The organism is Rhodococcus sp. IEGM 27 (assembly GCF_033142305.1).
Lineage (GTDB): Bacteria > Actinomycetota > Actinomycetes > Mycobacteriales > Mycobacteriaceae > Rhodococcus_F > Rhodococcus_F oxybenzonivorans.
In genome coordinates this window covers 50,821-71,199 of the sequence record NZ_JAWLSG010000006.1, presented here as the reverse complement: position 1 = coordinate 71,199, position 20,379 = coordinate 50,821, and the positions used below count along the sequence as shown (strand labels likewise).

Here is a 20,379-nt window from a genome sequence, read left to right as displayed (position 1 = left end):
AGATGCAACAGTACGTCCCTCGCCCCCCGTCCACCGTCGGCGACTGGAGTGATGCCCGACGGAAAATGCAGTTGCGCCGATCCCGCCCGGGACACTCGTGGCGCCGCTTCGGCCGCACTCGCCGGATCCTGATGTGGCTCGGACTGTCGATGGTGCCCGTGCTCATCGTCGGTGGGCAATATTGGGTCCAGGACGTGCATCCTGAGAGGGAGCGGCTGGCCCAGACCGTGCCCGCCGTCCACGACGTCTACGAGGCGAAGAATCCGGCCGATCAGAAAACAGCCGTGGTCGACATGGTCGGGCTGGGCAACGTCGACGCCACGGATACGGCACGGTCGCTCGAGGCCTACACCGAGCTCGGGCAGGTGTGGGCAGTGGAATATGACAACAGCGGTATCGACACCAAGGTGATCAGCGACCTGATCGTCGACCATGCCGCCGCCACGGGAACCGACAACATCATCCTGTCGGGGCACAGCATGGGTGGGGTGGTCGCGCTGGAGGTGGCTCAGCACATCTACGAGGACACCGACACCGTGCTGTCAGGGGTCGTTCTGGACTGCACACCGGTCGACCTGCACGCGGTGCGGGGAGATGCGCGCGACGCCGGGGAGGACATGCTGCGGTGGATCGGCTGGTTGCCGGGCGCGCGGGAGAGCAGGAGCCTTCGTGTGCTGGTCGAAACAGCCGCCCGCAAGGACCGCTTCCTCGACAGCAACTCCTGGTATCCGCGTGTCGACCTGTCCGCGTTCGGCAGCGTCGTCGAGGAGGTCCTGCACGACAAGGTGTTCTCGGATGATGCCGCCAGCAACGGCTTGATCGAGTCCCAGTTCACGGTGATCGTCGCCTCCGGTGCCATCGACAATCTGAAGTCGCTTGCCGTGGAGCGGGATGGGAAGCCCCTGCCGGCAGTCGTTTTCGTTCGCCCGCGGGACGGTCGTTTCGATCCTGTGGTCGACGTCGACTACACCCAACGCATACTCGTGGAGCAGTCCGGCGGCGTGGACGGCACGCTGCTCGTCGCGAAGCTCGACGGGATCGGGCACGCCAATCCCATCCAGCAACCTGCCGCCTACAACGCGGCCATCGAGAACCGGATCGCACCGTTCCTCAGGCCGCTCCTCTCGTCCCCACCTGTGAGTACTTATTAACCGCGGAATGTTAATAAGTACTCACAGGTGCGGAAGCGGCTTCCCAGTGCACATTGCGCGGCGACGGGTCCGAGATCGGCGGCGTGATCGACGTCGCGCAAGGTCGGTAGCAGGCGCACCGACGCGCCCGCGGCGATCAGCGCCTCATAGGTCTTCCGTCCGGTTTCGGAACTCGACGTCGGCACCGGGAGGATCACTTCCGCGACCCCGGGGTCGGGTACGCCCAGAGCCCACCAGCCGCCGTCCTCGGCGGGCCCGAGCACGCACGTCGGTGTCTCGTCGGCAAGTAGTGCGGCCGCGTCGGTGAGCAGATGCGCGGTGACCTGCGGCGTGTCCATCCCGATCTGCAGAACCGGTGAGTTGGTCAGCGTGAAGGTGTCGGCGTGGGCATTGACCAGGCGTTCCGCGAAACTGCCGCCGCGCTGTTCGAGGACGGTGACGCCTTTCAGTGCTGCCTTGATTTCTCTGCTCCGCGTCGCCCGTGCGAGATCACCGGTCAGGGCCACGACACGATGGGTCACTTCGGTCGAGGTGACCGCGTCGAGAGTGTCCAGTAGTGACGCCGCCGCCAGGTCTGCGGCCGCGGAGTTTCCGATCTCCCGGGCGAGGCGAGTCTTCGCGAACCCCGGTACCGGGGCCTTCGCGACCACGAGAACGGCCACGCCGATGCTCACCGCATCACCCTCCAGAAGTCGTGGACGGCGCGCAGCGTGCCCTTGACCGACCCCGACACCTTCGACGAACCCGCGGTGCGCGGTCGGTAGGTGATGTCACATTCGGTGATCCGCCAGTGCGCGCGGCCGGCGAGGATGAGGAGCTGCAGTGGGTAGCCCGAACGCCGGTCGCCGACACCGAGGTCGAGAAGTGCTTGCCGCCGAACGACTCTCATCGCACCGAGGTCGCGGACGGGGATGCCGTAGCGGCGTCGTAGGCGGGCGGCGACGACGGCGTTGCCGATCCGGCTGTGCAAGGGCCAGGTGCCACGTTCGACCGCGCGGCGGCGCCCGAGGGCGAGATCCGCACCGGATTCCACGGCCGCGACGAGTGTGGGGAGTTCGCGTGGGTCCATCGAACCGTCGCCGTCGAGCACACACACCACCGGTGTCCGTGCGGCCTCCACGCCCGCGTGGACGGCGCTGCCGTACCCGGGCCTGGTTTCGGCCACGACGGACGCACCGTGCGCCCGGGCGACGTCCGCGGTTCCGTCGGTGGAAGTGTTGTCCACCACCAGCACTCGGTAACCCGGTGGGATCGCGGCGAGTACGCCCGGCAACGATCCCGCCTCGTTCATGCAGGGAATCACGACGGTGACGTCCGCGGGAGAGATGGTGTCGCCCTCAGACATGGGGAGAACCGACCGACCGGGCGTTGCGCAGCGGTGCGTGGGCGAAGGCGGTGAGTCCGTCGTGTGGCCGGATCCGGGCCCGGAACCCCAGCACCTGCTCGGCTCTTCGCGGATCGGCAACGATGTGCCGGACGTCCCCGGGGCGATACTTCCCGGTGACGACAGGCTCGGGCCCGCCGCAGGAACGAGCCAGTGTCGTGGCCACCTCACCGATCGTGATCGGCTGACCCGAACACACGTTGAACGCCGCAAATTCCGGTAACTCCGCGTCGAGTGCCGCGATGTTCGCCGCCGCGACATCCCGGACGTGGACGAAGTCTCGTGTCTGCCGTCCGTCCTCGAACACCCGAGGTGGGTCGCCGGCGTCGAGAGACGACCGGAACATCGCCGCGACACCGGAATACGGCGTGTTGCGAGGCATCCCGTCGCCGTACACGTTGTGGTAGCGCAGCGCGGTGACGGATCCGCCCGTGGCCAGCGACCAGGCAAGTGCGTAATTCTCCTGGGCCACCTTGCCGGCGGCATAGAGGCTACGCGGACGCAGCGGCGCATCCTCGTCCACGAGGGCCCACTCGAGCGGCTCCCCGGTGTCGGGATCGACGTGGTCGAACACTCCCGAGTCGAGATCGGTCCTACGGCGTGGTGCCGGTTCGACATCATCGCCGCGCCGGTTGCGATAGCGCCCGACGCCGTACACCACCATCGACGACGCGAGGACCATTCGGGTGCACTTGGTCTCGTACATCGCGGCCAGGAGTACTGCCGTTCCGAAGTCGTTGTGACTGGCGTATGCAGAGGCGTCGCGCGCGTCCACTCCTGCCCCCACGACCGCGGCCTGGTGGCACACCACGTCGATGCCGTTCAGCAGTCGGATCATGGCTGCCTGGTCGCGGACATCGATGTGCCGAACACCGTCCGGAATGTCCGCGTCGGCGCCGTGCGCGGACGGCAACAGTGCGTCCACCGCCACCACCTCGTGTCCCGCATCCTGCAGAGCCGTGGAGACGTGACTGCCGATGAATCCTGCTGCGCCCGTGAGCAGTACCCGTCGAGAAGTCATGGCAGTTCGATCGGCAAGGTCGCGCCCTCGTGCACGCGACAGGCGTCGCACGGACCTTCCGGCGCAGCGGCGATCGCCTTGTGAACCAGTGATGTCAACGAACCGAGGTTGCGTTCGAATTCCGCGAACACATCCACGGCGCGCACACCGTCCCCGGCGTCGATCCCGGCATCGAGGTCGGTAACCAGAGCGATGGTGGCGTAACACATCTCGAGCTCCCGGGCCAGAACGGCCTCAGGGTGTCCGGTCATGTTCACCAGTGACCAGCCCTGCCGTGCGAACCACTGGCTTTCCGCCCGGGTCGAGAAGCGTGGGCCCTCGACCACCACCAGCGCCCCACCGTCGACCGTGCCGGTCCGCAGGGCCGCCTTGCGCAGGTCGGCGCAGTACGGATCGGCGAACTGCACGTGGATGGCGCCGCCATCGAAGTACGTCTGGGTGCGGCCACTGGTGCGGTCGACCAGCTGGTCGGGGATCACCAGCGTTCCGGGGCCCCAGTCGGTGACGAGGCTCCCGGCGGCGCACGGTGCGAACACCCGCTGCACACCCAGCGTGCGCAGCGCCCACAGATTGGCGCGATACGGGATCGTGTGGGGAGCGAACTCGTGTCGCCGACCGTGCCGCGGCAGGAAGGCAACCCGCCTGCCGTCCACTTCGCCCACCGTGATGGGGGCGCTCGGGCTGCCATAGGGGGTGACGAGCTCGACCTCCGCTGCTCCTTCGTCGAAAAAGGAATAGAAGCCACTCCCGCCGATGACGGCAACCTCCGCACGGGGGCGTTCGGTGGAACTCATTGCGGTCATAGTGACATCCTCCGTCGTTATGCTGGGCGCGAGTGCGACTTTCGCCGAAGGAGATGACGTCATCGGACCCGAGCAGCGAGCAGCGGAACGGCGCTTCGCGTACCGGGATCTGACGGCTGCCGGGATCGCGCTGATCCTCGTCGCCGCGGCGTTCGTCGTCCCGCGCCTGGGCAACGAGACGATGACAGCGATTGTTCACCGGTCGGCGGAGAGCGTGCGGGACTTCGCGGACGCCGCTCCGCTGTTCGGGTTCCGCGACGTGCACGTCGGCTGGGGGACCCCGGTCGCGATCGTGCTCGCGGTGGCGGTCGCGATGTGGGGTCCGGGCCTGGCCTCGCGGCTGTCGTGGCGGCACCTCACGCTGGGAGCGTGGCTCGTCTCCGCCTCATGGGCGATGTCGCTGGCGATGGTGGACGGCTGGCAGCGCGGGTTCGTTCGCAGATTGACGTCCGAGGACGAATATCTGCACGAGGTTCCCCGGATCACCGACATCCCGGCGACGCTGGACGGCTTCACCGAACGGATTCTGGACAACCGACTCGACTCGTGGACCACCCACGTGTCGGGGCATCCGCCGGGTGCGCTCCTGACGTTCGTCTGGCTCGACCGGATCGGCCTCGGCGGCGGCACCTGGGCCTCGGCGTTGTGTGTCGTGGTCGGGGCGAGCGCGGCCGCTGCCGTGATCGTCACCATCCGGGCGCTGGGCGACGAGTCGATGGCTCGGCGCGCTGCCCCGTTCCTCGTGCTCGCGCCCACCGCGATCTGGGTGGCGGTGTCCGCGGACGCCTTGTTCGCGGGAGTGGTGGCGTGGGGGATCGCCTTGCTCGCCCTGTCCGCCCGGCGCGCGGTCCGGTTCCCGGCCACAGCCGGGGTCGGTGGCGGTGTGCTGCTCGGATTCGGGATCTATCTCAGTTACGGGCTGGTTCTGATGGCGCTGCCCGCGTTGGCCGTCCTGGTGATCGCCCGCACGGCGCGGCCGCTTGCCGGCGCCTTGGTCGGTGCCCTTGCGGTGGCGGCAGTGTTCACTGCGTACGGCTTCTGGTGGTTCGACGGCTATGTGTTGGTGCAGGAACGCTACTACGAGGGCATCGCGTCGGATCGGCCATTCCGGTACTGGGCATGGGCGAACTTCGCCTCCCTCGTGTGCGCCGTCGGAGTGGCGGTACCGGCCGCCCTCCCTCGGGTGTTCACATGGCCGCGGCTGAAGGAGCTGTCCCCGGTCAACGTGCTGGTGGTCGCCGCCCTGTTTGCCGTGGTGATCGCGGACCTCAGCGCGCTGAGCAAAGCCGAAACCGAACGCATCTGGCTGCCGTTCGCGGTGTGGCTCCTCGCCGCCCCCGCGCTGTTGCCGCGGCGAAGTCACCGGTTCTGGCTTGCGCTACAGGCACTCGGCGCACTGGTCGTCAATCACCTGTTCTTCACGAACTGGTGACAGCCCGTGCGTACATATCCACCGCGGAGTGTTAACAAGTGCTCACGGGTGGGCGTGACGAATCTGGTCCCGGGGCTCGTCGTAGCGGATCATCTCGAAACCGATCAGCGCGAGGAGGACCGCGGTGAGAATCCCCAGCGTCGCGAGGGCGGGAACGTGCCAGACGAGCGGGATCAGTGCGAGCAGGATGACCGCCGCGACCACCCGGGGCACCGTCACCGACCCGGTGGCGTACGCCTTGAACCACACCAGCGCGAACAGGTAGAGCGCGGCGCCACCGAACAGTGCGATCAGCGGCCAGCCGTACAGAGGGTCTGTCAGCCGGTGATCGTTACCGTCGCCGACATACGACAGGATCTTCTTCAGCCCCAGCGACAGCATCACGACACCGATCACCATCGGAAGATGCAGGAAGCTGTAGCAATTGCGGGCGATCCGGATCTGACGGGCACCCGTCGCCCGTTCGAATGCGTGCTCCACGGCCAGGGACGTCACGTCGAAATACGACCACCACAGCAGCCCCGACACCGCGAGGCCGAGCAGCGACGCCACGATGATGGCCCAGGAGATCGGGAGGTCCGCGACGCCGATGCCGATGGACACGATCGATTCACCCAGAGCGACGATGATGATGAGTCCGTGCCGTTCCGCGAAATGGGCGACCGATCGTAGCCGCCACCCGGTTCCCCCGATGAGGGTGCCGATGTAGTCCCCGGCGAGGGCCAGGAACCACATCACTGTCTGCGCGGTCCCGGTGAGCTGCGAGGCGATCAGGAGGCATGTGGTGCCGATCAGCATGCTCGGCGTGAATCGGAGCACCTGTCCGCGGAGCTGGGAATCGTCGCGGCTGATCACCCAGAACATCAGCAGATGTAGGGACCGCACCACGAAGTAGCCGAGGGCGAAGACGACGGGGCCGTCCAGCCCACCGGCCAGATCGTCGAATGCTTCGGGGATGGTCAGCGCGGTGATGAAGACGCCACCCATCGCACCGAACATCACCACCCGCACGACCCCTTCGTCGGCACGCACGAGGTTGCAGATCCACGCGTATCCCACCCAGCTCCACCACAGAACGGCGATCACCAGCGAGCCGCGCAGCAGATTGACCCCGGTGGGGTCGTCCGCCATGAAATCGGTGACGCGGGTGATCGCGAACACGAACACGAGGTCGAAGAACAGCTCGAGCGTCGAAACCGACTCGCGCTCCTGGACGAGGCGCGGACGCAGACGATGGGCGAAGGTCACGGATGAATGGTGCCACCTCCCAGGAGACCGCGGAAGTCGGGCCAGATCGGCTTTGTTCGCAGAAAGGCGGAAGTATGTATTGATGTCGGTCGTAAGTTCCTCTACTGTCAGCGTGACACCGCTCACTCGTATGGAGGACAGGAACCATGGCTCTGACGATCGGCATCGACGTGGGTGGCACGAAAATCGCGGCCGGAGTCGTGGACGGCGACGGAGTCATCCACCGGATGGAGCGTCGGCACACCCCGTCCCACGATGCGCGGGAAGTCGAAAACGCCATCGCCGAGCTCGTGCGTGAACTGGCGGCCACGTATCCCGTGCAGGCGGTCGGTATCGGCGCGGCCGGTTTCGTGGCCGCCGACCTCAGCACCGTGCTCTTCGCCCCGAATCTCGCCTGGCGCAACGAGCCTCTGGGTGAAGTCGTCCAGGCCTCCTGCGGATTGCCGACCATCGTCGAGAACGACGCCAACGCCGCCGCCTGGGGCGAGGCGCGATTCGGGGCCGGACGCACCGGTCGCACCGTTGTCGTGCTCACGGTCGGAACCGGAATCGGCGGCGGCATCATCGTGGCTGGCGTTCTGCACCGCGGACGCTTCGGTGTGGCTGCGGAGTTCGGTCACCTCAATGTCGAACCGCACGGCCGCCGCTGCGGTTGCGGGAACAACGGATGCTGGGAGCGCTACGCCAGTGGACGCGCGCTCGTGCGGGAGGCGCAGGACCTCGCGGTGGTCTCACCCGAATTCGCCGCGGAACTCCTGGCCCGCGCAGGTGGACGCGCCGAGGCTATCACCGGACACCACGTGACCGCCGCAGCACAGCACGGCGACGCAGCGGCGCTCGAGTGTTTTCGGGTGATCGGCTCCTGGCTGGGACACGGCATGGCGGACATCGCCGCGTTCTTCGATCCCGACCTCTTCATCATCGGCGGAGGGGTGTGTGAAGCGGGCGAACTGCTTCGGGCCCCTGCCGCCGCCGCGTTCGAGAACCGCCTCACCGGACGCGCACACCGGCCTGTCGCCGAAGTCCGGCTGGCCGAACTCGGCGCGAACGTCGGCATCGTCGGCGCCGCCGACCTGGCTCGCGAGCACCTGCTCGGGCTCGCTCATGACGGCTCACAAGTATCTGGAGGAGTGCAATGTCCAATCGGCTGAGTCTTCCCGTTCCGGTCGCCGAAGTGTGGGACTGGCAACGAGACGCCGCCTGCCGCGGCTACGAATCGTCACACTTCTTCCATCCCGACCGCGAACGCGGCCGGGCACGCGAACTGCGTGACTTCCGCGCCAAACAGACCTGCCGCGGCTGTCCCGTGCTGGTCGAGTGCCGCGAGCATGCACTCAGGGTCGGCGAACCGTATGGAATCTGGGGTGGGCTCGCCGCGCACGAACGCGAAGAACTCCTCGCCAACCACCAGGGCCGGGTGGACGACGCCGTCGCAGAATCGTTCGGCCTCGATCTGGCGCGCCACGCCTGACGCTCTTCGGCCTCAGTTGCCGGCCGGAAGCATGAGCACCCGGCCGTTGTCGGTATCCGCGACATAGACGTCACCACGGTTCGACACGGCGATGCCCTCGGGTTCGCTGAGTCCGGTGAACGGCAGAATTTCCTGTTCGTCCGAGCCGGCCCGAAGTCGCAGCACGCGGTGGTGGTTCTGGTCGATGGCGTACACCGTCCCGTTGTCGTCGACGGCCACCCCGCCCACACTCTGCAGGTCGGTGAGGGGCAGAAAGCTCTGCGCGCGGGTGGCCGCGTTCCACGCCAGAACCTTGTTCGGGGTGCCCACATAGAGGTCGCCCTGCTTGTCGACGGCCACGGTGAACGGGCCGATCACCGTCAGCGGTACGTCGACGGGGCTCGCCGTGACGTCGTGCAGCGACACCACCCGGTTGTTCAGCGTGTCGGCGACATACACGGTGCCGTCCGGCCCCACCGCGACGCCGAACGGCTGGTTCAGACCGGTGAACGGCAGCGGCAATGCGGTGTCGTCGTGCAGCAGTGTCACCGTGTTGGTCACCAGATCGGAGACGTACACGTCACCGGAAGCACTGACGGCGACGCCCTGCGGCACCGCGAGTCCGGTGAACGGGAGGACGGTTTGCTGTCTGGAGCCGGCGTGCACCCGCACAACCTGCTGGGCCGAGCTGTCCGCGATGTACAGGTCCCCGGCGTCGCTGACCGCGAGTCCCGCAGGACTCGCCAGGCCGGTGATCGGAAGGACTACCTGCGGGCTCGTCGGCTGTTCGTCCGGCCATGCGAAGAAGGCGACACCGGCCAGGATCACGGCGCCGGCCAGGACCGCGGTCACCGCCACCGGCTTGCGCCACCACGGCCGGCGCCTGGGCGCCGGGACGGTCCCGGTGAGCGTCCCGCCGCTCACATGGGTGGTTGCCGCGGGATCGACGGGCCGGGACGGGCCGGGGGCGAGGGCGGGTGCGCTGCGTGATGCGGCGTCGATCGCGTCGCTGAACTCACGGCAACTCGAATACCGGTCGTCACGGTCCTTGGCCATCGCCCGCGCGACGACATCGTCGAATCCGGCGGGCAGATCCGGCCGCACCCTGCTCGGCTTCGGGATCGGACCGTTCAGATGACCGTGCATCACCGCGGAGGCCGTGGTGCCCGGATACGGTGGTTCGTTGGTCAGAAGGTGGAAGAACGTGCATCCCAGCGCGTAGATGTCGACCCGGTGATCGAGTGTCGCACCCTCGATCTGCTCGGGTGCGGCGTAATGCAACGTCGCGACGAGCATCCCCGTCCGGGTCAGCTGATGTGTTTCGTCCAGCGCCTTCGCGGTGCCGAAATCGGCCAGCAGGGCCCGTTCGGGATCACCCTCGGCAAGCAGGATGTTGGCGGGCTTCACATCGCGATGCAAAATTCCGGCCCTGTGTGCATGGTCGAGTGCGTTCCCGGTCTCGGACACGATGCGCATCGCCCGCGCGACTTCCAGTCCGCCGGACGCGAGGGCTTTCCGCGCATCGACGCCGGGAACGTACTGCATCGCGATCCACAACCGGCCACGCTCCCGGCCGCGGTCATGGATCGTCACGATGTTGGGGTGCTCGAGTTTCGCGGCGTGGTCGGCCTCCGACTCGAAGCGTGAGCGGACGTACTCGTCGCTCGCCCACACCGAGTCCAGCAATTTGAGGGCGACCTTGCGTGGCAGGTTCGGATGCTGAGCGAGGTACACGGTGCCCATGCCGCCTCGTCCCAGAACCCGTTCGATCACGTAGCCGGCAAACACCGTGCCCGGTTCGAACTCGCCACTCACATCGGCTTCACCGCCTCCCGGGTCCCTCCAACCATTGAACCCCGACCCCTGGTCAGTCCGGTAGCCGCCGCATCTCGATGACGGTCAATCCCAGCGCGTCGAAACGGGCCAGCATCCCCCGTAGGTCCGTCGGGCTGTCGACCCGCCCGTACAGCGTGGTGTCACCGGTTGTCACACCCGAAACGTCCAATTCAGGGAATGCCGCGATGACCCGCTCGGACAAGGTGCCGCTGATCAGGAAGGCGTACCTGACATTGTCGGGCCAGGTCGATTGCTCCACGGCGGCTCCTTCATTCGCGGATGGGCAGTCCTTCGACAGGCGGTCAGCCAGTGAATACAGGGTGACTCGAAAGACAGCGGCGCGCCTCACCCGCAAGTGGTGAATCGCGCTCAGAGCAAGCCGGCCTGTTGCGCCGCCGCGATGGCGTCGCGTCGGGAGGTGACCCCGAATTTGCGGTAGATCCCGCGCAGGTGCGTCTTCACGGTGTTCACAGACACGCACAGGTCGGTGGCGATCTGCTCCGCCGTGCGCCACGACGGAAGCTCCACGAGCAGTTCCAATTCGCGGGGAGTCAGCATGTCGGACGCTGCGGTTCCGGACCGTGGAAACGACGCGCGTAGCCGCTCCGCGAAAGTCTCGAGCACACCGAACCGCCCGGTGCTCCGGATCAGTAGATCTCGGATCTGCGGTCCGCAGTCGTGGAACGGACGCAGCACCGAATCGGGCTCGGCCAGGCGGAGCGCCTCGGTGAGGGCACTGTGCGCCCGCGAATCATGCTTACGGGCAAGCGCAATCGCCGTGTCGACCAGCCACGCCGCAATCAGATTGGTGCCCGCCGCGCACACCACTGTGCCGTCCAGCACGGGTTGCAGGGTTTTGCGGGCCTGATCGAGACGGTGGGAGTGGACGTGAACGATGGCGTCGAGGACTGCCGTGTCACCGGTCGATCCGATCAGGGTCCGCGCGTCCGCCGCGAGTTCGTGTGCCCACCCGACCTCGCCGGCGGTGAGGTACGCGTACTGGATCGCCGGCAGCAACACCGCCCGGATACCCGGCGGCACGGGGATCGACGACGACACAGGGCTGTGCGCATGGAGTGTGGTCACCGCACTGTGCCGATGGTCCGACCCGTCCAGTCCGAACAGCACCGCGGCGCCGTCCGCGAACGTTGCGGTCCCGGCGTTCTCACGGTGCAGAACTGCGGCCGATTCGGCGGCGATTCGCGCGGCGTCGTCGTCGAGACGGATGTAACGGCACCATGAATCGACCAATCGCACCAGGTGGAACGTCGGAGATTCCGTGGCGGACTGCTCCGCTCCGATTCTGAGCGACTCGCTCACGAGGGCGGCGGCACGAACTACCTCACCCCTCGACATGGCGAGGGCCGCGAGAGAGCCGAGGCAATACATGACGGTGAGCGACGCATCGGCGAGGCGGGCATGAGCCAGCGCCTTCCCGAGCACGTGCTCCGACTCCTCGGTTCGGCCGAGGAAGAGTAGCGCCCTGCCTTCCTGAAGAAGTACGAAGGCGTCCAGTTCTGATTCGCCGGTCGATTCCGGTCCCACCGACCGCAGCCGGGTCAGCGCGTCGTCGATATCGCCGGTCTGAACGGCGGTCTGCACGCGGAGCGACTCCCGAAGCAGTATGTGCCGTCGCGGATCCGTTTCGTCGATCGCCTCCTCTGGCCGTGTGCGGTCGAGAACGTCGAGCGTAGACCGCGCCACGGGAACGTTGCCCGCGGCCAGCGCCGCCGCCGCGCGGATCAACCGCGCCGACGGATGCTCTTGGGTGGTGCGCGGCGCCCGCGTGAGGAGACGATCGACCGCCTCACCGTGACCCCCGACGATCAACGACAGCGACGTCCGGGAGAGCAGCGCGACAATCGCATCGTGGTCGCCCGAGTTGACCGCATGTTCGAGCGCCACCAGCGCATCCCCGAACTCCGCGTGCCAGTGCGCGGCGGCGAGTTCGAGATGCTCCACCTCGACGTGTCCGACGCGGCTGATTTCCGCTCGCAGATAGCTACGCAGCAGCGGGTGGTACCGATACTCCGTCGGGGAGCCGTCGACTCGGTTGATCAAGAAATTGTGGTGTTCGAGCCAATCCACCTTGTCGTGCGCGTCGGTGCAGCCCGTGAGGATCTCCGCGAAGTGGGTTGTGAACGATGCGGGCACGGAGGTGCGGAGGAGAAAGTCGCGCATCTCGTCGGTCTGGCCGGCGAGAACTTCCTCGATGAGATAGTCGGCGACCGCTCGTCGGTTACCGGAGAACTCGGCGATCAACCGACTGGGATCTGTATGGCCTTCCAAAGACATTCCTGCCAAACGAATTCCGGCTGCCCAACCCTCGGTGCGCTCCATCAGGGCGTCGAGATCGCCGGGATCGAGCCGCACATCGTGCTCGGTGAGCATCGCGGCAGCCTCCTCGGCGGTGAAGGCGAGATCGCGTGCCGTGACGGTGAAGAGCTTGCCGTCCAGCCGAAGTCGCTGCAACGCGAGTGGCGGCTCGAATCGTCCGCAGATGATCGTCCGGAGCATCGGCGGTTGCCAGCGCATGAACGACTCGAGGTCGGCCAGTATTTCGGTGTGGAGGAGCAGATGAGCGTCGTCGATCACCATCCAGAGGTTCTCCCCGAGTTCACCCAGATCCGCGGACATTTGCGCACCGAGGTCGGGGGAATCGGGGTCGAGGCGGTCACACAACGCACGCAGCCGAGGATTTCCGGTTTCGTTCAGTGCCCGGAGAATGGCGCGGTGGATGACGCCGATGTCGTTGTAGCGTTCTTCGATCGTGATCCACGCGATGATCGGTGAATCCGCGCCTGCCAGAACTTCGGATGCCCAGTCGGCGGCCAGTCGGGTCTTGCCCGACCCGGCGGGCGCACACACGAGGACGACGGGATAGGGGTGATCTTCACTGGTCAGGGCATCTGTAAGGAGGTTGTGCAATCTGGTGCGGGTGACCGTTCGGCCCACCGCACCCGAAGGTATTCGGATGCTCGAATGAAACTCGCCGAAATGTACTGCCGTCACGCCGACCCCCAATTCTCGCTGCACCGAGAAACGATCTTCGACCAACGCCAATCTCCGACGCCGTGGGCCGGTGCCGTGATTTTAGCGAGAAACCGCTGTTGGTGTGGGTGAACGGCAGGGCGCTCCGCGCCCCGTGCGCCTTCTTGGTTGTCCCGGCCACCAGAGAGGCGCACGAGCCCGAAGGGCCTATTTCTTCTCGTGGCGCGGTGGGTCCGGGGATGCAGCCGGTTCTGGGGGCGGGGGAGCGTCGCTGAGAATTGTGTTCACCCACCTCGTGGACGGGTCGATATCGATCAGCAGCGCCTTCGCCATCAGTGTCAGCGGAATCGCGAGAATCGCGCCGAGGGGACCGAGTATCCACGTCCAGAAAACCAGCGACAGGAAGGTGAAGGTTACGGACAGGCCGACCGCGTCGCCGACGAACTTCGGTTGGATCACCGACTGGATGATGACATTGATGACGCTGTACACGACGATGACCGTCAGCATCAGTCCCGGCCCGCCCGCGAGCAACGCGAGCAGAGCCGGTGGAACGAGCCCGAGGACGAAGCCGACGTTCGGGACGTAGTTGGTGATGAACGACAGCAGTCCCCACAGGATCGGCAGCGGAATTCCCAACGCCCACAGAGCCGCGGTGTCGATGACCGCGACGATCAGTCCGAACACAGTGGACACGATCAGGTACTTGCGCGTACCGGCCGAGAAGGCGGTGAGGGCGGTGGCGATGTCGGGGCGCATCTGCGTGACGATGGACATCCGCGAACCGTAGGAGCTGCCGTCGACGGCCATGAACAGCAGGAGTGCGAGGACGAACAGCAGGTTCGAGAAGACACCCAGCATTGCCTGCAGAATTCCCTCGACCAGTCCGAAGACCTTGCCGTAATCCACCTGGGAGAGCAGCGTCTGGGCGTCGGTGGAGTTCACTCCGTTGCTGTTCAGGAAACTCTGGGCGTCATCGATCAGGCCGGTGAAGTCGTCCGCGTATTCCGGTAGGAGCGTGGCGAGTTGCGCGACAGACAAGGCCAACGACAGCACGAGGACGAGAAGAATGCTGTTGACCACCACGATCGCCGCGATTGTCGCGAGCCAACCCGGGACACCCTTCCTGTAGAGCCATTCGGGCAGCGGGTGCACTGCGACAGTCAGCATGAGAGCGAGGAAGATGGGGCCGACAATCGACGCAGCCACCTGGATCCCCGCCACGGTGACGACGAGCGCGGCCAGCCCGAGAATGACGATCAGACCACGAGGCATCGACCATTGGGTCTCTGCCGGTTTACCGGACCGGTCCTGAGGTTCCGTCATCGCGTGTCCCCTTCGCAAAGGTCGGCCGGATCGACTCTCGCATTCGATGCGCCGACGCACATCATCCGTTGCAGATGAGGATCACCCGGCGCGGATGATGTCCACGGCCGAACGAGGCCGGACCATTCAACTGTTCGCAAACACACTTTCGAGAAGGGCATGGACATGACGACCAATCCCGAGTCCAGAACGAACAGCCCGGTAAAGCAGGGTTTTGCAGCGGGAACGTCCCTGGCAGCGGCGATTCTGCTGCTGACAGTCGGCGTGATTTCGTTCTTCCAGGGAATTGCCGCAGTCGCTTCCGACGACCTGCTGGTCATCGGCGTCGAGTACACCTATCAGTTCGACACCACCACGTGGGGGTGGATTCACATCGTTCTGGGTCTCGTCCTGATCGCCAGTGCCGTAGGTCTGATGACGGGCGCTACCTGGGCGCGAATCGTGGCCGTCTGTATTGCTGCACTGTCCATCCTCGCGAACTTCCTGTGGCTTCCTTACTACCCGCTGTGGTCGATTCTCATCATCGCCCTCGACGTGGTCGTGATCTGGGCAGTCACCACCTGGGACACCAGCAAGTACGACACCGCCACGTACTGAGACGAGGACGTGCGCGAAAGGCGCTTCGCGCCCGTGAGTGGTTAACGAGTGCAGGGACTCGTTAACCACTCACGGGTGGCGGAGCCGCCGGTAGTGTTCGGCCCGATTCGAGGGGGGTCGAATGAAGAGAATTGCCGCGGTGCTCCTGTGCGCCGTCATCACGTCCGGGTGTGCGCACAACGTGTCGGGGACTGCGGGGGCGTCTCCGCTGGACGAGTTGAATCCAGGGCAGCAACGTCACATCGACGTCGAGGACGCCCTGCGCGCCGCCGATCCGTGCGCGCTTCTGGACGAGGGCGTGGTGCGACAGTTCGGGACGGTTCAGCAATTCGGATCCGCTGTGCAGTTGCCGGTGTGTTCGGCGCTGATTGCCCGGCCCGGCGGCGCGACGACCTACGTGGACGTGTCTGTGCTGCCATCGATGCTGTCGGACGCAGCGCTGACCCGGCCGGACACGGTAGACGGGGTCACTGTCTACCGCGGCGCGGGCGCGGACCTCGCGCGCGGGACGTGTGAACGCGTCTTTCGGCTGAACCTCGGAACGCTGGAGGAACGCGCGAACCCCCAGCTCGCGACCGTCCGCGTCGGAACTGTCGCCGGGGAGGACGCCTGCCCGCTGGCCGACGCGGTGCTGGACTCCGCGATCGACAGCATGCGGTCGGGACTGCCCGCGCGTGACGCCGCGGCCCGCAATCAGGTGGCACTCGCGGTCCACGACCCGTGCGAAGTCCTCGACGTGTTGGGCAACGCCGGCGGACGCGTCGTCGATCCGGACGCACCGCCGACGCCGTTCGACTGCGTCCTGTTTCCGGACCCGAAGCGGGTGCCCGGAAGTGAGGTGACTGTGTCGTTCACCGTGTCGCCGGTCAAGGAAAACCGACCAACCGTTCCCGCCGGACCGGAGACGATCGGCGACCGGTGCCGTTGGACGAGCCCGATGGGTGAGCCGATCGACATCACGCGGCCCGGAGCCGAGGTCGACCAGTTCACCCGCAGGCTCGGTTCCGCGGGTGCAGTCGTCACTGTTCACGGGGCGAACTGCACCGAAGTCTCGAGGGTCGCGGAGGCCGCGACCACGGTGTTCGGATAGGCGGCCCGACGGACTCACCCGGGATCACATTGGACTGCGCCGGTAAGCTCGACAGCTGGACCAGTACAGATTCTTCGACCTGGAGGTAGAAACGCGTGGCTCTCGTCGTCCAGAAGTACGGCGGATCCTCGGTGGCAACCGCCGAGCGAATCCGACGAGTGGCTGAACGGATCGTCGAGACCAAGAAGGCCGGCAACGATGTCGTCGTCGTGGTTTCAGCGATGGGGGACACCACCGATGAGCTGCTCGATCTGGCTCAGCAGGTGTGCCCAGCCCCACCCGCCCGCGAAATGGACATGCTGCTGACCTCCGGTGAGCGCATCTCCAACTCTCTCGTCGCGATGGCGATCCATTCGCTCGGTGCCGAAGCCCGTTCGTTCACGGGCTCGCAGGCAGGTGTCATCACCACCGGTGCGCACGGCAACGCCAAAATTATCGACGTCACACCCGGTCGCGTTCGCGACGCGCTCGACGAGGGTTCGATCGTCCTCGTCGCCGGATTCCAGGGCGTCAGCCAGGACAGCAAGGATGTGACGACGCTCGGACGCGGCGGTTCCGACACCACCGCCGTGGCTCTCGCGGCTGCCTTGAAGGCGGACGTCTGCGAGATTTACACCGACGTCGACGGCATCTTCAGCGCGGACCCGCGCATCGTTCCCGACGCGCAGCGTCTCGAGACGGTGTCGTTCGAGGAGATGCTCGAACTCGCGGCGTGCGGCGCAAAGGTGCTGATGCTGCGCTGCGTCGAGTACGCCCGCCGTTACAACGTGCCTGTGCACGTCCGCTCGTCATACACGACCAAGCCGGGCACCATCGTGTCCGGATCGATGGAGGACATCCCCGTGGAAGAAGCAATTCTCACCGGAGTCGCGCACGACCGCAGCGAGTCCAAGGTCACTGTCGTCGGCCTCCCCGACACCCCGGGTTACGCCGCGCAGATCTTCCGCGCGGTCGCCGACGCGGAGATCAACATCGACATGGTGCTGCAGAACATTTCCAAGGTCGAGACCGGGAAGACGGACATCACGTTCACCCTGCCGACGGCCGACGGGCCGCGCGCCGTCGAGAAGCTGTCCAAGCTGCAGGGCGAGATCGGTTTCACCCAGATCGTCTTCGACGATCACATCGGCAAGGTGTCCCTGGTCGGAGCCGGCATGAAGAGCCACCCCGGCGTCACCGCCACCTTCTGTGAGGCGCTCGCCGAGGCCGGGATCAACATCGACCTCATCTCCACGTCCGAAATTCGCATCTCGGTGCTCGTCAAGGACACCGATCTGGACAAGGCTGTGAAGGCGATCCACGACGCATTCGAACTCGGCGGCGACGAAGAAGCTGTCGTGCACGCAGGAACGGGACGGTAAATCATGACCACCATCGCTGTCGTCGGTGCCACCGGGCAGGTCGGCATCGTCATGCGCACTCTTCTCGAGGAACGGAACTTTCCCGCCGACACGGTGCGGTTCTTCGCGTCGGCGCGGTCGGCGGGCAAGAAGCTGCCGTTCCGCGGCGAGGAAATCGTCGTCGAAGATGCGTCCGCCACCTCCGACGAGGACCTGAAGGGCATCGACATCGCCCTCTTCTCGGCCGGTGCGACGCTCTCGCGCGAGCAGGCCCCACGCTTCGCCGCTGCCGGCGCCGTCGTGGTCGACAACTCGTCCGCGTTCCGCAAGGACCCCGACGTTCCCCTGGTCGTCAGCGAGGTCAACCCGGAGGAGGCGAAGAACCCGCCGAAGGGCATCATCGCCAACCCCAACTGCACCACGATGGCCGCGATGCCGGTCCTGAAGGTGCTGCACGACGAGGCCGGTCTGCAGCGCCTCATCGTGTCCAGCTACCAGGCGGTGTCGGGCAGCGGTATCGCCGGCGTCGAGGAACTGGTGAGCCAGGCGCGCGCCGTCATCGACAATGCGGAGAAGCTGGTCCACGACGGCAGCGCCGTCGACTTCCCCGCCCCGAACAAGTACGTCGCGCCCATCGCGTTCAACGTGCTCCCGCTCGCCGGCTCCCTCGTCGACGACGGCAGCGGTGAGACCGACGAGGATCAGAAGCTCCGCAACGAGAGCCGCAAAATCCTCGGCCTGCCCGACCTCCTGGTGTCGGGTACGTGTGTCCGCGTCCCCGTCGTCACCGGTCATTCGCTGTCGATCAACGCCGAGTTCGAGCGTCCGCTGTCGGTGGAACGCGCGAAGGAGATTCTGTCGAAGGCTCCCGGGGTGCAGCTCGTCGACGTGCCCACCCCGCTGCAGGCCGCGGGAAGCGATCCGTCGCTGGTCGGTCGCATCCGACAGGATCCGGGTGTCCCCGAGGGCCGCGGTCTGGCGCTGTTCGTATCGGGCGACAACCTGCGTAAGGGTGCGGCGCTCAACACCATTCAGATCGCCGAACTGCTGGTGTGATCTCCCCACGTGAGTGGCAGAGCACGCTCTGCCACTCACGTGCGGTTCACCCGGCACGTGCGAGGCGCACACGAGTTCGCGGGCCCTAGGGTTCGGACATGGGCTCAGTTCTCGGAGAAATGCTGCCGCTTGCAGTCGGTGTCGCCATTTCACCGATCCCGATCATCGCGGTCATTCTGATGTTGTTGTCGAAGCGCGCCGGCGGTGCGAGCGCGGGCTTCGGCATGGGGTGGATCGCGGGAATCCTTGTGGCTACCGGCATTGTCCTGCTCTTCGCCGCCGGTATCGATACCACCGACTCCGATGGTCCGTCGGCGACAACGTCATGGGTCAAGATCGTCCTCGGCGTGCTCCTGCTCGTGCTCGCCGGACGGCAGTGGAGAAGTCGCAATGCCGACGCGGAACAACCGAAGTGGATGCGGGCAATCGATGACCTGAACATCGTCAAATCGATCGGACTCGGATTCGTCCTGGCGGCAATCAATCCGAAGAACCTTCTGCTGTGTGTCTCCGCGGGCGTGGTGATCGGCTCGTCCGGTGTGAGTGGCGGTGAGCAGGCGATCGCGCTGGCGGTGTTCACCGTGCTGGCCGGGTCGACGGTGATCGTTCCCGTGGTCGCCTACGCAGTCGCCGCCGACAAGATGCGCGGCACCCTCGACAATCTGAAGGTCTGGCTGCAGGCCAACAACGCCGCGGTGATGAGCGTGCTGCTACTGGTGATGGGAGCCGTCGTTCTCGGGAAGGGACTCGGCGGAGCGTTCTGACGCGACCGCGTCCGGCCCGCGGAGGTACCGACCGATGTAGGCCTCGTCCAGCGCGAGCGCCTTGGTGATCACCGCTGCTCCCACGATGACGACGGACATCACGAAGAGCCAGCTGATCGCGGTGAACACCAGGCCGAGTGACCCGAACTGATGCTGTGCCGAGGCGGTGATCCGGGGGAGAAGGATACGTCCGCCGACGTGGAGAGTGGTCAGTGCTGCGGCGGTCAGCGCCCCGGTGGCCCAGAGCACGCGGCCCTCGAGGGTGCCCATCGTCAGCAGGTACGGGCTGAGAGTCCAGACGGCCATCCACACCGCGAACTCCCCGGCGACTGCGAGCGGTGGTCCGATGAACCGGACGCTCGTGAGCTCACTCGCCAGGCCGATCGCTGTACTCGACAACGCAACGGCGAACAGGACCACCAGCCACCGCCAGGCGTCCCGGAGATTGATCGACGGGACGTTCCAGATCTTCCCGTAGATCCGGGCGAGGGCCCGGGCAAACGACGTGCCGCTGATCGCGATCATCAGCAGGCCGACCACCCCGAAGGCCGCGAACGACGGGTCCGTGGTGTCCACGGTGCCGGAAGTGGAGGACAACTCCGCGGGGTCGAAACCGAACTGGGTCTTGATGGTGCGGGCGGTCAGGTGCCAACTGCTCAACGTCGAGGCCGCAATCATCACGGGGAGCACCGACGTGAAGATCCGCGCGGCAAGTGTCATCGACCGGTCGACGAGTTCGATCTCGATCAGCCCGTCTATGACGCGTCGAACCGTGCGGCCCGGAGGAGTGCCCTGCATCCAGCCGTTGGCCGATTCGGTCCGCGCCGCGAGAGCTTCCCGAGCCAGCATCACTGACAACTTGGTCGACCGCACCTTACTTACTCAACCGC

General features: G+C 66.2%; 19 protein-coding genes. 9 read left to right on the top strand and 10 right to left on the bottom strand.

Annotated elements, in window-relative coordinates:
• The first annotated feature begins 2 nt into the window (after positions 1–2).
• Positions 3–1,151, top strand: coding sequence for an alpha/beta hydrolase (locus R4P95_RS21110; RefSeq protein ID WP_317745187.1), 1,149 nt, complete (start codon positions 3–5; stop codon positions 1,149–1,151).
• Here R4P95_RS21110 and R4P95_RS21105 read toward each other — a convergent pair.
• From R4P95_RS21105 to R4P95_RS21090, 4 genes are read right to left on the bottom strand one after another with little or no spacing between them, the layout of a single operon-like run.
• Entirely contained in the window at positions 1,148–1,825 is a 678-nt protein-coding gene (locus R4P95_RS21105; protein ID WP_317745186.1) for a DUF2064 domain-containing protein, read from the bottom strand. The genes R4P95_RS21110 and R4P95_RS21105 overlap by 4 nt on opposite strands.
• Entirely contained in the window at positions 1,822–2,496 is a 675-nt protein-coding gene (locus R4P95_RS21100) for a glycosyltransferase family 2 protein (RefSeq protein WP_317745185.1), read from the bottom strand. Before R4P95_RS21100 ends, R4P95_RS21105 begins: the two co-directional genes overlap by 4 nt.
• A complete protein-coding gene (locus R4P95_RS21095) occupies positions 2,489–3,556 on the bottom strand; it encodes an NAD-dependent epimerase/dehydratase family protein (RefSeq protein ID WP_317745184.1) in 1,068 nt (355 codons plus the stop codon). Before R4P95_RS21095 ends, R4P95_RS21100 begins: the two co-directional genes overlap by 8 nt.
• Positions 3,553–4,359, bottom strand: coding sequence for an S-methyl-5'-thioadenosine phosphorylase (locus R4P95_RS21090; RefSeq protein WP_213574466.1), 807 nt, complete (start codon positions 4,357–4,359; stop codon positions 3,553–3,555). Before R4P95_RS21090 ends, R4P95_RS21095 begins: the two co-directional genes overlap by 4 nt.
• A 19-nt stretch (positions 4,360–4,378) precedes the next feature.
• Between R4P95_RS21090 and R4P95_RS21085 the strand changes: the two genes are divergently transcribed.
• A complete protein-coding gene (locus R4P95_RS21085; protein WP_317745183.1) occupies positions 4,379–5,791 on the top strand; it encodes a hypothetical protein in 1,413 nt (470 codons plus the stop codon).
• 42 nt (positions 5,792–5,833) lie between these two features.
• Here R4P95_RS21085 and R4P95_RS21080 read toward each other — a convergent pair whose 3' ends face one another.
• Positions 5,834–7,039, bottom strand: a complete 1,206-nt coding sequence (locus tag R4P95_RS21080; RefSeq protein WP_213574462.1) for a low temperature requirement protein A — start codon at positions 7,037–7,039, stop codon at positions 5,834–5,836.
• 146 nt (positions 7,040–7,185) lie between these two features.
• On the opposite strand from R4P95_RS21080, the gene R4P95_RS21075 reads away from it, so the two are divergent.
• Positions 7,186–8,190, top strand: coding sequence for an ROK family glucokinase (locus R4P95_RS21075; protein WP_317745182.1), 1,005 nt, complete (start codon positions 7,186–7,188; stop codon positions 8,188–8,190).
• Complete coding sequence (locus R4P95_RS21070) at positions 8,175–8,510, top strand: WhiB family transcriptional regulator (protein ID WP_109326306.1); 336 nt, start codon at positions 8,175–8,177, stop codon at positions 8,508–8,510. Before R4P95_RS21075 ends, R4P95_RS21070 begins: the two co-directional genes overlap by 16 nt.
• A gap of 12 nt (positions 8,511–8,522) precedes the next feature.
• Here R4P95_RS21070 and R4P95_RS21065 read toward each other — a convergent pair whose 3' ends face one another.
• The 4 genes from R4P95_RS21065 to R4P95_RS21050 all read right to left on the bottom strand — a co-directional run bounded on the left by R4P95_RS21065 (position 8,523) and on the right by R4P95_RS21050 (position 14,642).
• Entirely contained in the window at positions 8,523–10,304 is a 1,782-nt protein-coding gene (locus R4P95_RS21065; protein WP_317745181.1) for a protein kinase domain-containing protein, read from the bottom strand.
• 52 nt (positions 10,305–10,356) lie between these two features.
• Entirely contained in the window at positions 10,357–10,584 is a 228-nt protein-coding gene (locus R4P95_RS21060) for a hypothetical protein (protein WP_109326312.1), read from the bottom strand.
• Between the two features lie 110 nt (positions 10,585–10,694).
• Entirely contained in the window at positions 10,695–13,361 is a 2,667-nt protein-coding gene (locus R4P95_RS21055; RefSeq protein WP_317745180.1) for a LuxR C-terminal-related transcriptional regulator, read from the bottom strand.
• A 162-nt stretch (positions 13,362–13,523) separates the two neighbouring features.
• Entirely contained in the window at positions 13,524–14,642 is a 1,119-nt protein-coding gene (locus R4P95_RS21050) for an AI-2E family transporter (RefSeq protein WP_317745179.1), read from the bottom strand.
• 159 nt (positions 14,643–14,801) lie between these two features.
• Here R4P95_RS21050 and R4P95_RS21045 point away from each other — a divergent pair, with 159 nt between their 5' ends.
• The 5 genes from R4P95_RS21045 to R4P95_RS21025 all read left to right on the top strand — a co-directional run bounded on the left by R4P95_RS21045 (position 14,802) and on the right by R4P95_RS21025 (position 19,489).
• The gene (locus R4P95_RS21045) at positions 14,802–15,239 is read left to right on the top strand and encodes a hypothetical protein (protein WP_159918950.1); all 438 of its coding nucleotides are present in this window, start codon (positions 14,802–14,804) and stop codon (positions 15,237–15,239) included.
• Between the two features lie 121 nt (positions 15,240–15,360).
• Complete coding sequence (locus R4P95_RS21040) at positions 15,361–16,329, top strand: hypothetical protein (protein WP_317745178.1); 969 nt, start codon at positions 15,361–15,363, stop codon at positions 16,327–16,329.
• 95 nt (positions 16,330–16,424) lie between these two features.
• Complete coding sequence (locus R4P95_RS21035; RefSeq protein WP_159918953.1) at positions 16,425–17,690, top strand: aspartate kinase; 1,266 nt, start codon at positions 16,425–16,427, stop codon at positions 17,688–17,690.
• 3 nt (positions 17,691–17,693) lie between these two features.
• Positions 17,694–18,725, top strand: a complete 1,032-nt coding sequence (locus R4P95_RS21030; RefSeq protein WP_213574454.1) for an aspartate-semialdehyde dehydrogenase — start codon at positions 17,694–17,696, stop codon at positions 18,723–18,725.
• Between the two features lie 98 nt (positions 18,726–18,823).
• On the top strand, positions 18,824–19,489 hold the full coding sequence (locus tag R4P95_RS21025; RefSeq protein WP_317745177.1) for a GAP family protein: 666 nt from the start codon (positions 18,824–18,826) through the stop codon (positions 19,487–19,489).
• Here R4P95_RS21025 and R4P95_RS21020 read toward each other — a convergent pair.
• Entirely contained in the window at positions 19,436–20,341 is a 906-nt protein-coding gene (locus R4P95_RS21020) for a hypothetical protein (RefSeq protein WP_317745710.1), read from the bottom strand. The genes R4P95_RS21025 and R4P95_RS21020 overlap by 54 nt on opposite strands.
• Between the last annotated feature and the right edge of the window lie 38 nt (positions 20,342–20,379).